The 13,114-nt window shown below is 43.2% G+C and carries 15 protein-coding genes; 5 read left to right on the forward strand and 10 right to left on the reverse strand.

Translation table 11 applies throughout. The features are described 5' to 3' along the window. Position 1: 1 nt before the first annotated feature. From atpF to MVI27_RS00595, 4 genes are all read right to left on the reverse strand, one after another. A complete protein-coding gene (gene atpF, locus MVI27_RS00580; RefSeq protein WP_246958699.1) occupies positions 2-490 on the reverse strand; it encodes a F0F1 ATP synthase subunit B in 489 nt (162 codons plus the stop codon). Between the two features lie 102 nt (positions 491-592). After that, entirely contained in the window at positions 593-814 is a 222-nt protein-coding gene (locus MVI27_RS00585; RefSeq protein ID WP_246958700.1) for an ATP synthase F0 subunit C, read from the reverse strand. A gap of 39 nt (positions 815-853) precedes the next feature. Next, positions 854-1,969 (reverse strand): F0F1 ATP synthase subunit A, encoded by a 1,116-nt coding sequence (gene atpB / locus MVI27_RS00590; protein ID WP_246958701.1) that lies wholly within the window; start codon positions 1,967-1,969, stop codon positions 854-856. An 81-nt stretch (positions 1,970-2,050) separates the two neighbouring features. Beyond that, positions 2,051-2,320, reverse strand: coding sequence for a hypothetical protein (locus MVI27_RS00595; RefSeq protein WP_246958702.1), 270 nt, complete (start codon positions 2,318-2,320; stop codon positions 2,051-2,053). Positions 2,321-2,392: 72 nt separating this feature from the next. Here MVI27_RS00595 and ffh point away from each other — a divergent pair, with 72 nt between their 5' ends. Beyond that, positions 2,393-3,757 carry a signal recognition particle protein gene (gene ffh, locus MVI27_RS00600; RefSeq protein ID WP_246958703.1) on the forward strand — a complete coding sequence of 455 codons (1,365 nt, stop codon included), beginning with the start codon at positions 2,393-2,395 and terminating at the stop codon, positions 3,755-3,757. Between the two features lie 72 nt (positions 3,758-3,829). Here ffh and MVI27_RS00605 read toward each other — a convergent pair whose 3' ends face one another. The 4 genes from MVI27_RS00605 to MVI27_RS00620 form a co-directional block, all read right to left on the reverse strand. Beyond that, positions 3,830-4,372: a hypothetical protein gene (locus tag MVI27_RS00605; protein ID WP_246958705.1), complete on the reverse strand. Its 543-nt coding sequence runs from the start codon at positions 4,370-4,372 to the stop codon at positions 3,830-3,832. 171 nt (positions 4,373-4,543) lie between these two features. Beyond that, positions 4,544-5,209 (reverse strand): outer membrane beta-barrel protein, encoded by a 666-nt coding sequence (locus tag MVI27_RS00610; protein WP_246958707.1) that lies wholly within the window; start codon positions 5,207-5,209, stop codon positions 4,544-4,546. Between the two features lie 317 nt (positions 5,210-5,526). Next, complete coding sequence (locus tag MVI27_RS00615; protein WP_246958708.1) at positions 5,527-6,093, reverse strand: porin family protein; 567 nt, start codon at positions 6,091-6,093, stop codon at positions 5,527-5,529. Positions 6,094-6,274: 181 nt separating this feature from the next. Next, entirely contained in the window at positions 6,275-7,237 is a 963-nt protein-coding gene (locus MVI27_RS00620; RefSeq protein WP_246958709.1) for a PhoH family protein, read from the reverse strand. Between the two features lie 169 nt (positions 7,238-7,406). Between MVI27_RS00620 and MVI27_RS00625 the strand changes: the two genes are divergently transcribed. The 4 genes from MVI27_RS00625 to gldG all read left to right on the forward strand — a co-directional run bounded on the left by MVI27_RS00625 (position 7,407) and on the right by gldG (position 11,316). After that, complete coding sequence (locus MVI27_RS00625; protein ID WP_246958710.1) at positions 7,407-8,243, forward strand: SAM hydrolase/SAM-dependent halogenase family protein; 837 nt, start codon at positions 7,407-7,409, stop codon at positions 8,241-8,243. Positions 8,244-8,340: 97 nt separating this feature from the next. Continuing rightward, positions 8,341-8,904 carry a CopD family protein gene (locus MVI27_RS00630; RefSeq protein ID WP_246958711.1) on the forward strand — a complete coding sequence of 188 codons (564 nt, stop codon included), beginning with the start codon at positions 8,341-8,343 and terminating at the stop codon, positions 8,902-8,904. Positions 8,905-8,919: 15 nt separating this feature from the next. Continuing rightward, positions 8,920-9,648 carry an ABC transporter permease gene (locus tag MVI27_RS00635; RefSeq protein ID WP_246958712.1) on the forward strand — a complete coding sequence of 243 codons (729 nt, stop codon included), beginning with the start codon at positions 8,920-8,922 and terminating at the stop codon, positions 9,646-9,648. Positions 9,649-9,657: 9 nt separating this feature from the next. Next, positions 9,658-11,316: a gliding motility-associated ABC transporter substrate-binding protein GldG gene (gene gldG, locus MVI27_RS00640; RefSeq protein WP_246958713.1), complete on the forward strand. Its 1,659-nt coding sequence runs from the start codon at positions 9,658-9,660 to the stop codon at positions 11,314-11,316. 2 nt (positions 11,317-11,318) lie between these two features. Here gldG and MVI27_RS00645 read toward each other — a convergent pair whose 3' ends face one another. Together MVI27_RS00645 and kbl are read right to left on the reverse strand one after the other, a co-directional pair. Then, positions 11,319-11,747 carry a DUF4268 domain-containing protein gene (locus tag MVI27_RS00645; RefSeq protein WP_246958715.1) on the reverse strand — a complete coding sequence of 143 codons (429 nt, stop codon included), beginning with the start codon at positions 11,745-11,747 and terminating at the stop codon, positions 11,319-11,321. 115 nt (positions 11,748-11,862) lie between these two features. Continuing rightward, positions 11,863-13,059: a glycine C-acetyltransferase gene (gene kbl / locus MVI27_RS00650; RefSeq protein ID WP_246958716.1), complete on the reverse strand. Its 1,197-nt coding sequence runs from the start codon at positions 13,057-13,059 to the stop codon at positions 11,863-11,865. Positions 13,060-13,114: the final 55 nt, after the last annotated feature.

Below are 13,114 nucleotides of genomic sequence, written 5' to 3' on the forward strand. Positions count from 1 at the left end.
TTTAGTTCAGGTTAGAAGTATTAAGGATATTGGATACAAGTTCGTTTTGAGCGGTATCGCTATCCAGTTTATTTTTAAGAATAGATTCTGCAATGTTCAGGGACAAAGTTCCGATCTGCGTTTTGATGTCAGCTACTGCTGCCGCTTTTTCAGAAGCGATGGTCTGGCGGGCCTGCTCGATCATTTTATCACCTTCCAGGCGTGCAGCATCTTTTGCTTCCCCTACGATACGGTCTTTGATTTCGCGTGCTTCCTTCAGAATCTGGTCACGTTCTGCTTTCGCCTCACGCAAGATCACTTCGTTTTCCGCTTTCAGGTTTTCTACTTCCTGACGTGCCAGCTTCGCCTGATTCAACGCATCTACTATGGTAACTTCTCTTTCGTTTACGGCATTTAAAATCGGCTTCCAGGCAAATTTAGCCAATAATACCAAAAGGATTACAAAGGTAAGCGTCATCCAAAACAATAAACCAATTCCAGGTTCTATCATAACTATATCTTTTTTAGTTTTTTTCTTTTTTTTATGGCTTCTCAGGAGAAAAAATTCCTGGCAGAGCCAACCGCGCTGCCGGGAATTTTATGGGGTGGAGTGTTACTTTACGAACGCTCCGAAGATGATTGCGATCAGACCTGCACCTTCAATAAGACCTGCAGCAATCAGCATTGCTCCCTGGATCTTACCAGCTTGTTCAGGTTGTCTTGCAATTGCGTCCATTGCGTGTCCACCGATTTTACCAATACCCATACCTACGCCAAGTACTGCCAAACCGATCCCTACGTAAATAAGACCAACTCCCTGTGAAATAGTTTCCATAATAAAAATATATAGAGGTTAAAAAAATGTTCTAATTAATTAATGTGCATGCTCATGTTCGTGCTCCTGTACTGCAATTCCGATAAACAGCGCTGATAATACCGTGAAGATATACGCCTGCAGCGCAGCTACCAAAAGTTCCAGCACTCCGATAAACAATCCCAGTGGTACTGAGGCAAATCCGAGCAATGGCGTTTTAAAGATAAAAATAAGGGACATAATTGCCAGCACCATAATGTGTCCTGCCGTGATATTGGCAAAAAGTCGCATCATCAATGCAAAAGGCTTAGTAAAGACCCCGATGATTTCAATAGGAACCATAATCGGATACAACAGGTACGGCACCGGTGGCATAAAGATATGCTTCCAGTAATCCTTGTTTGCACTGAAAATGGTGATCAGTAGCGTAATGATTGCCAGAACCGCTGTTGTCGCAATATTCCCGGTCAGGTTATATCCGAAAGGCGGAACAGGAATCAATCCAAACATGTTATTAATCCAGATAAAGAAGAAAACAGTCAGCAGGTACGGCATGTATTTCTTGTATTTCTTGGTACCAATATTCGGAATTGCTACTTCATCACGAATGAAAAGAATGATAGGCTCCATGAACTTACCGGCTCCTTTCGGCACCAGTGAGCTCTTATAGTTGCGCGCCATGCTTCCGAAGATCAGGAACATTGCAATAATTGAAATAAAGATCGCAGCTACGTTCTTGGTAATAGAGAAATCATAGAAGGCATTCTCGGAAGTATGCTTACCGCTCATCACGGAGAACAGTTTTGCCTGCTCCAACCCTTGTGTGGAAACAACCTGGCCGTTTTCCATCGTGTATCCATCATGCTCATGACCGTGTGCCACCGCACTGGACATGAACGTATGAAGTCCGTTTTTGTCTTTAATAATCACCGGAAGCGGAATGCTTACGTGTTTTTCCTGCGGAGTTCCCTCGTTCAGGGTCAGGATGTGCCATTCGTTCGAATCGCCGATATGACTCATGATCATATCTTTCGCATTGAATTTTTCTTCTTTACCGGCTTCAGTAACCGGCTGCGTTTCTGTGATGGCTGTCTCCGGTGCCTGTTGGGCTACCGCGGAAATACTGGAAAACGACAGAAAAACACCCAGCAATAACGAAGAAATTTTCTTGTTCATAAGTCAGATTTATCGGTGTGCAAATATACCGAATTAATTAAAACTCACCAACACCTAAAATTGATTTTTGTCAGTCATGTTTTAAAGCCTGTTTAAGTGCCGTATTACTTTATAATATATAAGAAAAGAACTGAGCAAAAAAACGAGCGTCACCATGAGGAAATTTTCTCTTTCGCGCGGCAAAATATAAATCCAATAGCCTGCCCATGCTACGTCTTTGATAATATTGATCGTCAGGAATTTCATCGCCGGCGCATTTCCCTTTACGAGATAGGTTTTAAAGAAAAGATAAACCAGTATATTTAAACACGTAGCAGACAGCAGCAGCCAGAAAAAGTTTGCAAAATTCATCCGGCAAAAATACATAAGTTTCCCGCAATTGCCCGAAAATCCGTACTTTTGCGTTTTCTTACACTTTTTATTATGTTCAACAGTTTACAGGATAAATTAGATAAGGCACTGCACAACATCTCGGGCCGCGGAAAAATCACCGAAATCAACGTTGCGGAAACCGTTAAGGAGATCCGCCGCGCGTTGGTGGATGCCGACGTTAACTATAAAGTTGCGAAAGACCTGACCAAACGTGTACAAGACAAAGCCCTGGGGCAAAATGTACTGACGAGCCTGACGCCGGGACAGCTCATGACGAAAATTGTTCATGATGAGCTGGTAGACCTGATGGGTAGCACGCACGAAGGAATTAGCCTGGCGGGGAAACCTACCGTGATTCTGATTGCCGGTTTACAAGGTTCCGGTAAAACAACTTTTTCCGGAAAATTGGCCAACTACCTGAAGGTTAAGAAAAATAAAAAGCCCCTGCTCGTTGCCTGTGACGTGTATCGTCCGGCCGCGATTGAGCAGCTGAAAGTATTGGGTGGACAGACCGGAATTCCGGTGTATACCGAAGAAGGAGCGCTGAACCCATCTGCAATTGCGGAGAACGCCGTGAAGTTTGCCAAGAGCAACAACCATGACGTGGTCATCGTGGATACCGCCGGTCGTTTGGCGGTAGATGAACAGATGATGAATGAAATTAAATCTATTCATTATTTCATTAAGCCCAACGAAACATTGTTCGTGGTGGATTCCATGACCGGTCAGGATGCTGTGAATACGGCCAAGGCGTTTAATGAAGCTTTGAACTTTGACGGTGTCGTTTTAACGAAATTAGATGGTGACACGCGCGGGGGTGCTGCCCTGACGATTCGGTCGGTGGTACATAAGCCTATTAAATTCATCTCTACCGGCGAGAAAATGGAAGCGCTGGATGTGTTCTATCCGGAACGTATGGCGGACCGTATCCTCGGCATGGGTGACGTGGTTTCCCTTGTAGAACGCGCGCAGGAGCAGTTTGACGAAGAAGAAGCCAAGAAGCTGCACAAGAAAATTGCCAAGAACGAATTTGGTTTTGATGACTTTCTGAAGCAGATTAAACAGATCAAGAAAATGGGTAACATGAAAGACCTGATCGGCATGTTACCGGGCGCAAGCAAAGGCCTGAAGGACGTGAACATGGAAGACGATCCGTTCGGACCCATCGAAGCGATGATTAACTCGATGACGCCGGAAGAAAGACGCCGCCCGTCCATCATCAATACCCAGCGCAAGAACCGGATTGCCAAAGGTTCCGGACGCAAAATCGAAGAACTGAACGCCTTAATGAAGCAGTTTGAGCAATTAGGCAAAACCATGAAAATGCTGCAGGGTCCCCAGGGAAAACAGATGATGGAAATGATGAGCAAAGGAATGCCGAAGATGCCTGGTATGGGAAATCTGTTCGGAAGATAATTTATCGATATTATAAAATAAATAATCCCGGTTCGTGAGAGCCGGGATTGTTTGTTTTTGAATTTACTTTCATTAAAAGTGTAATGCAAATCCTACGTTGCCGGAAAAGATGCCACTTGAACCTTCAGCAGTTCCTAGATCATAACGAAGACCGGGCTCGATTGAGATGTTTGGAGCAACAAACCACGCGTATCCCCCTTGGAAACCTACAGCGTTAATTGACTCTCCCTCTGATGAAATTCCATTAAAATCAACCTGAACTGGGAACATACTTGCGATGTAGTACTTAAGACCTACTTTGTAATTAAATGCTGTGGATGTTTCAGATGTAACACCGTAATAGCCGTAATATTCTTCAGTAATTGATGTAACACCCAAACCGATTTTTACAGCTAAATTATCAACTACAAAATAGCCTCCTTCACCTCCAATTTTGAAAAGCGAATTTCCATCATTGGAATAAAAGCCGATCGAAGTATTTGCTGGACTTAAAACTCCAAAGTTAGTATTCGCTTCTACCAACCATTTTCCCTTTGTTAGAGCAGGATTTTGCGACATTTGCGCTGATGCAGTTCCAAACAAGGCCAGTCCTGCCACTAATAAAATTTTCTTCATGATATTTAAAATTTAAATTGCCCCAAATATAATTGAATTATAATTTAAAATATGATGAATTTGCACACACTATTTTAAAAAAAACAATTATCAAAATTGTGGCGGTTACTTTCATAAAAACGTAAAAAAGCCGGCAAAAAGCCGGCTCTTGAATATGAAGAAACGCAATTCTTAGAACGCGTATCCTAAACGAATTCCTGTTACAACTGCTGGAGCAATGGTGAAGTTATCACCTCCCTCAATTTTTGTATCAGGCAGACCAGTTACTTTGTAAGTAACATCTCCTTCAGATTCATAGATTAATCCTAACCCAGCTTCAACTCCTAAGAATACTTTTTTAGCGAAGTAGTAATCCGCGCCAAACACGCCGCGAACTCCTGCTCTGAAGTTGTTTGGACCTTTGGTCTCTGTAATTACTGGAGTTGTATTAGGAACAGATACAGTTGACTTTGTGTTATTTGACGCAAACCCAATCATAATATCACCACCTACATACGGAGACAAACGCTCAGTACCAGTGAAATGTTTTTCAGCACCGAAACCAAGTCCTAAACCAAAAGTATTATCTTTAACAACAGTGTTGGTGGTTGCATTATCAGTTTCGCTTTGGTTAGCCACGAACAAAGTTCCTCTGTACGCGAATTTGTCAGTCACGAAATACCGTGCTTTAAACATGGTACCTGCACCAAATCCTTGGTCAGGAAGGCTAACTGAAGTATTTCCCAGTCCTCCGGAAATTCCCAGATCTACAGTTACATCACCGGCAACAGGTTTGTATTCCTGTGCGCTCATCAGTCCGAACAGTGCTACTGCACTTGCCATCAATAACTTTTTCATGTCTTTATTTCTTTTAAAGTTCTGCGCAAATGTAGCCTCTATTCTCAATCAACCGAAATATTAAACACCTGTTTTAATAAAAACTGATTCTAATCATGTATTACCATATTTTTAAGCCAAATTATTGCCGGAATCAAAAGAAAAAATAAACCTGGTACGCTTTCGACAAAAGCATTTTCACTTGAACCTGATGAATTAATTATGAATCAGTATTTTATATTTTTGTCAGGGGATTGCGTTATCTTTTTTGAACGAATAACAAAAACAAAAAACTGCCCGGGTGGACAGTTTTTATCATGTAAGTAAATACGTAAATGTTATTGCTGATCACGCAGCGCTGCTTCTGCACGGGAGTTCGGCAGATAGATTTGGAATCCTACACCTAAATAAAGATTACCTTGCGCCGTAGTATTTCCACCTCCTACAAGGCCCTGGTATTTAAGCATTCCTTCCAACCCTACATTTTGGGTAATGAAATAAGAATAACCGGCACCAATTCCCAATTCTACACCGTTGGTAGAATTACCGGCGCTGGAATTATTCCCTCCAAAACCGGCGCTTCCTTCAGCGAAGAACGCTCCGTTTCTCAGGAGGTTATCAATTTCGTTGGAAGCAAAATAATACCGTGTAAATGGTGCAATGCTCCAGGTTGTCTGGGTGTCACTGCTGCCTTCCGGACTAGCTACGTCCAAGCCGACCTGCGCACCCACAGCCCATCGGTCCTGCACAAAATAACCCAGTTTTGGAGTCAGATTCATATTGAATCCGTTTGTAAATTTAATGTTGGCGACCTGCGCACCTACCATCCAGTTTCCCTGTTGCAGCTGAGCGGCCGCATTGGTACTAAACATTGCCACAACAGCGGCGAGAATTAACTTTTTCATATTTTATTTTGATTTGGTTTTAATGTTTGTCAGGAACAACGTCTCTAAACACCATTCTTTCTATTTCCTGCACAAACCCTATCAAAACATGCTCCATTAAGAATTTTTAACGTAAAAAAGTTAATTTTTATTTATAAAATATTTCATTTAAATAATTTGAAACAGCGCGGAAACCCGTATGTTAACCCTCTTCACGCTGTCGCTGATCTTCTTTTCCATATGCTGCAATAATTTTCCGCACGACCGGGTGCCGAACCACATCTTCCTCATGCAAATACACAAAACCGATCTCTTTTACATCCTGCAAAATGCGCATTGATTCTTTTAAGCCTGATTTTTGTTTCATCGGGAGGTCCACCTGGCTTGGATCTCCGGTAATGATGAATTTTGCATTCATTCCCATTCTGGTCAGGAACATTTTCATCTGAGCATGGGTCGTGTTCTGCGCTTCATCCAGAATAACAAAGGCCTCGTCCAGCGTCCGGCCGCGCATAAACGCCAGTGGTGCGACTTCAATCACATGTTTTTCCATCAGTCCTTCCAGCTTCTCGTTGGGAATCATATCCCGCAAAGCATCATATAGCGGTTGCAGATACGGATCCAGTTTCTCTTTCAGGTCACCCGGCAGAAAACCTAAACTCTCCCCTGCTTCCACGGCCGGCCTTGTCAGAATAATCCTTTTCACCTCTTTGTCGCGCAGGGCGCGCACCGCAAGTGCCACACTGGTGTATGTTTTTCCGGTTCCGGCGGGACCAATGGCAAAGACCATATCCTTTTTTTCACTCTCGCGCACCAGTTTTTTAAGGTTGGCGGTTTTAGCTTTAATAATTTTGCCGTTCACGCCTTTCACGATAATGTCTTGGTCAAACACGAGTTCCTTTTCTTCTTCGTTTTTGAAATTGAGGATATTTTCAAAATCCTTCAGCGACACTGAACTGCTTTTGGAAATATAATCCACAATATCATCGAGCTTTTGCTTGAACAAATCCAATGCATCGCGGTTGCCGGCGGCAAAAATACTGTGGTCCCGGCCTGTGATTTTCAGTGTGGGAAATCTGGATTTAAGTAAATTAAAGTATTGGTTATTGACACCATAGAAACTGGTCAGGTCAATATCGTGGAGTTCATAATTTATTTCGTACATATGGTTTTATTTGAATTTAATCTTTGAGGTTTTGTACTAAACACCGTCAGATCCTGTATGGGATTCTAAATGTAGTTTTTTATTTCTAAATTACTTCGTATCATCAGCACGAAAGTACCAAAGCTGAAAATTTTTTTTATTCTAAATTTGCAATCCTTCTGAAAAACTCATGGCAGTAATAACTTTTACCTCGGACTATGGATTAGTTGATCATCGCGTTGCGGCGGTGAAAGGCGCCATCCTGGCCCAAAACTCCGGTGCAATGATTGTTGATATTTCACATGAGATTCAGGCTTATAATTTACTGCAAACCGCTTACATTCTGCGCAATGCGTACCCCTTCTTTCCAAAAGGCACGGTGCACATTATTTCGGTGGACAGTTTTCATGCCAAAGAACGGAAGTGTATTTTATACAAAGCCGATGGCCATTACTTTATTGCCGCCGATAATGGACTGCTCAGCCTGATCTTCAATGACATAAAACCGGAAGCTGTTTATGAAATCACATTCAACAACCGCTTTGATGATGAGATCCGGTTCACGTCTACCGATATCTTTGCGCCGGTGTCAGTACACCTGTATAACGGGGGCCTGCCGGAAATGATCGGCCGCCGCTTTGATACGCCGAAGCAGTTGTCTCAGCCCCGCGCCGTCTTTAATGAAAGCGAACAAATGCTGGTGGGTGAAATTATATATATTGACAATTTCGGCAACGTTGTCAGCAATATCAACCGCAGATTTTTCGAAAAGTGCAGTACCGGATTTGATTACTTCCTGGTGAAATTTCGGAACCTGGCACTCTCCCGCGTATACGATCAGTACACAGACCTGGTGCATGACTGGGCTGCAGAACAGGAATGCCATGGCAAAGCTGCCGCTATTTTTAATGATGCGGGTATGCTGGAACTCACCATTTATAAAGGAAATCGTGACAACGGTGCCAAAACACTCTTCGGCCTGCAGGTAGGCGAAAACATTTTTGTGGAATTTAGCCGTAAGCCATAATTTCCATTTACGTTCTTCTGAATATTTCATTTCCGCCGCAATCGCAATTCCTTAAAAAGCTGGGGAAACACTATCTTTGTGCACCATTTTTAAGTGCATGTTATATTTAATTGTTAAAGCTTTTCACGTTGTTTTTATGGTAAGCTACTTTGCCGGAATCTTTTATCTGGTGCGGCTTTTTGTCTATTATAAGGACACCGACGAGTTTGAAGCAACAAAACAACAAGTGCTCCGTGAACAATATGCCTTTATGGCCAGACGGTTGTGGAACATTATCACCGTTCCGGCCGGCGTGATTATGCTCGTAGCCGGGATTACTATGATTATACTGAACACGGGCTTACTGAAAACCCCATGGTTTCATTTAAAACTCACTTTTTTGGTTGGTCTGGCTATGTATCACTGGTGGTGCTGGAAACGGGTACAACAATTCCAGCAGCTTAACGGCAAAACACTTCCATTTAAAAATCTCGCATTGAGGCAGGCCAATGAAATCGCGACCTTAATTTTATTTTTAGTCATATTTACGGTTCTGCTTAAATCAGCAGTACTCTCCTATTGGTGGCAGCTCATCTGTGGCTTTTTGGTTTTTGCGGTACTCATTATGCTTACAGTAAAGCTGGTTAATAAGGCTAAAAACCGAAATAAATCTGAACAGTAAATAAGGCAAAAGTTTATGACGGCAATTTTTAAAAAAGAACTCTGGCAGTTTATCGGCAACCGCAGCATCTGGTTTGTGATGGCCGCCAGCACCGTGATCGGCGGACTGTTTTTATTCTGGTTTGAAAACGATTTTAATATTTTCGATATCGGCACGGCCAGCCTGCAGAGTTATTTCGTGCTGATTCCGTGGATACTTCTTTTTCTGATTCCTGCCGTTGCGATGCGCTCCATTGCCGAAGAGGAACAATCAGGCACGCTGAGCTGGCTTTTTTCGCAGCCGCTGTCCGTACTGGATATTGTCGCCGGAAAATTTCTGGCGGTTTGGTTCGTTGCGTTGCTGTGCGTGGCGCCCTCTTTTGTTTATCTTATCGCAGTTTATCAGCTTGGGTTACCGGAAGGGAATCTGGACAGCGGTGCAACGCTGGGCAGTTACCTTGGTGTTGTGGTGCTCACCGGTGCTCTTTCAGCCATCGGATTATTAGCTTCAGCGCTGGCAAAAAATCAGATTACCGCCTATTTACTGGGTGTAGTCATTTCGTTTTTTATGTATTTCGGAATAGAGCAACTAGCGAGTTACCGGCTTTTAGGCACCGCCGATTATTACCTGGGAGCGTTGGGATTCTACAAGCATTTCCTGCCTTTTACCCGCGGGTTGGTGGACAGCCGCGATGTAGCTTATTTTATTTTTATCATCATTCTTTCACTGGGCGCTGCTGCCTTTGCAGTTAGTCGTAAGAAATAACAATATCTGATGTCTAAAAAAACAATCTCGATCTCAGTTGTCCTTCTTATTCTGCTATTGGCTGCCATTTCAGGTGTTTTCGGTACGCGCCTGGACCTTACGCAGGAAAAAAGATATACACTGTCTGAACCAACCAGGAAAATTCTTAAAGAAATTGCGAAACCTCTTTCGGTAAAGGTATATCTGGAAGGTGATTTTCCCGCAAGTTTTCGGCAACTGCAGGAGGAAACGCGCTTTATGCTCGAAGAGTTCAGTAAAATAAATCCAAAGGTTTCTTATACATTTATCGATCCCATTAAAACTAAAATGTCAAAAGATACTTTGGCTGCGATGGGAATGCAACCTTCTATTTTGCCCGATATGAAGGAGGGCCGGATTTCTGAGATTGTATTGTTTCCCTATGCGGCACTGCGGTATGATGAATATGGGACTGCTGTTCCGCTGATTGTTAATCAGACCGGAATCAGTGCAGAGGAGCAACTGTCTCTTTCCATTGAAAACCTGGAGTACAATCTCATTTCGAACATCCGTAGTTTAACACAGGACAAGAGAAAAAATGTGGGTATCCTGATTAATCAGGATGAACTGCGTCCGGAAGAGTTCAGCGGTTTTATGGAAATGGCACTGGAGAATTACAATGCCGGACCGATCATTCCGTCCAATCAAAAGGAACTTACGTACGCAGATATGCCTTTACTGGAGCAGGCTCATGCACTCGTAATTGCAAAACCGCGCAAGACTTTTACCGAAAATGAAAAAGTGCTGCTGGACCAATACATAATGAAAGGCGGAAAAACGCTCTGGATGATGGATGCCGTGAATGCTGAAATGGATACACTGCTGCACACTGATAAAATCATGGCCTACCCGATCGACCTGAACATGACGGATTTTTTCTTTAATTATGGAATAAGAATTAACGCGGGTCTGGTCAAAGACAAACAAAAAGCAGCTTTGCTTAGGCTCCAAACCGGCGAAGTGGCCGGAAATCCGCAATACACCAGTTTCATGTGGCCCTATTTTCCGCTGGGAATTTCGGAAACCAAGAACAGCATTACCAAAAACCTGAACCCTGTTAAATTTGAATTCCCAACGTCCATTGATACGCTCGGCCGGCCGAATATTAAAACACAGGTTTTGTTCGAATCCAGTACACACACCCAAGTGAAACAGGTGCCAAATTATGTTGCCCTGTCGGAAATCGTGCGCGCTGATTCGGTGGCTGCCGGCGAAAGCAAATCAACGCCGAAAATTTTTGCAGTGAGCCTGGAAGGTAAATTCAGGTCTGCTTATGAAAACCGAAGCGAAAGACAAAAGTTTCCCAACTTCCGTGCAGAAAGCCCTGACAATAAAATGATCGTCATTGCTGATGGTGATGTAGGGCGGAACCAAATCTACAAAGGAACTCCGCTGCCGCTCGGTGAGGATCTTCTCACTAAGCAATCTTATGGAAACCGGCAGTTTCTGCAAAACGCGCTGGATTTTCTGCTGGACGATGATAATCTGATGGAACTCCGGAACCGCGATTTGCAGATTCGCCTGCTGGACCGGGCAAAAGTAGATGAAGAACGTTCCTACTGGCGCTGGATGACCATTTTTATACCATTGGCGATTGTAGCAGCAGTTGGCGGTCTGTTTCATTATCTGAGACAGCGCCGGTTTGCCTGAAGTCACATGTCTTTAATGTAATCTTCGTACTCCAGAAAGACACGTTCAAAACCCTCCATCTTTTCAATAAAGAATTCGAAAATGTCACGCCAGGTATTTTTATTATAAATAGAAACGCCTGTTAGCTCCGTCCAGAAGCGTGCGATTACTTTGCCATTTTCCAGTGTATAAAATTCATTTTTATAAACGTAACCAACTTCCTCCTGCAGCATATTTTCCAGGGACTCCATCTTTTCATAGTACGCATTACGAAACAGTTCGTCTTTCATTTCGATATCGAGAGATACCTCTGCTTTCTTGTTGTCTGCATTGAATTTAAATGAAAAGTCCTTAATCTGGGTATCATAAAGAATCCACTGCCGCGGAAAAGATTTTCCAAAAGCGGTCCAGAATTCTTTCTTCATCGCCTGTGCTTCCTGTTTGCTAAACATAGTTCGTCCGGGTTTACCGCTAAGATAGTTTTATATTTTAAAATGTCGGATTTGTGAATTTAAAAAGTCCCGAAACCAGTGGCGACGGGACTTTATAAGTTATATTACATGTCAATCAGGAAATCACGCCGAGCTCCTTACCTACTTTCGTAAACGCTTCGATCGCCTGATCCAGTTGTTCACGGGTATGCGCGGCTGATAACTGCACCCGGATTCTGGCCTTTCCGCGCGGCACCACCGGGAAGAAGAAACCTATCACGTAAATTCCTTCATCCATTAATTTTTCAGCCATTTTCTGAGCTAGAGGTGCATCGTACAACATCACCGGTACAATGGCAGCGTCACCGTCCGGGATATCAAATCCTTTGACTTTCATTTCTGCCCGGAAATATTCGGCATTTTCCATTACTTTATCACGTAAGGAAGTATCTTCTGTCAACATATCCAGCACTTCGATGGCCGCACCCACAATACCGGGTGCCAGCGAGTTGGAGAACAAATACGGACGCGAACGCTGACGAAGCATATCAATAATTTCTTTTTTACCGGACGTAAAACCGCCCAGCGCACCGCCCAGTGCTTTTCCTAAAGTAGATGTAATAATATCGACCCGGCCCATCACATCATTTGCCTCATGCGTACCGCGGCCTGTTTTACCTATAAAACCGGTGGCGTGGGAATCATCCACCATCACCAGACACTTATATTTTTCTGCCAGGTCACAGATGCCTTTCAAATCTGCTACGATTCCGTCCATTGAGAAAACGCCGTCGGTCACAATAATTTTGAAACGGTGCTCTTTCTCAGAAGCAATTTTTAACTGCTCTTCCAGATCCCGGAGGTCATTATTTTTATAGCGATATCGCGCTGCTTTACACAAACGAACGCCATCAATAATGGAAGCGTGATTCAGTTCATCAGAAATAATGGCATCTTCCGCCGTGAACAAAGGTTCGAATACACCGCCGTTTGCATCAAAACAAGCTGCGTACAGAATAGTGTCCTCCAAGCCTAAAAAGTCGGATATTTTCTTTTCCAGTTCTTTATGAATATCCTGCGTACCACAGATAAAACGCACAGACGACATTCCGTATCCATGTGAATCTACAGCCGCCTTGGAAGCATTCATCACCCGTTCATTATTAGAAAGACCGAGGTAGTTATTGGCGCAAAAATTCAGCAGTTGCTTTCCGTTCGCCTCGATTACCGCACTCTGTGGGGAAGTAATGATTCTTTCGGTTTTATACAGCCCGTCCTGTTTAATATTTTCAAGCTCTGATTGCAGTGATTGCAGAAATTCATTGGAGATCATAGTAATAATTTAGTGTCGCTAAAATACGAAAAAAAGCCCGCATGCGCAGGCTCTG

Source organism: Chryseobacterium salipaludis (genome assembly GCF_022968825.1).
Classification (GTDB): domain Bacteria; phylum Bacteroidota; class Bacteroidia; order Flavobacteriales; family Weeksellaceae; genus Kaistella; species Kaistella salipaludis.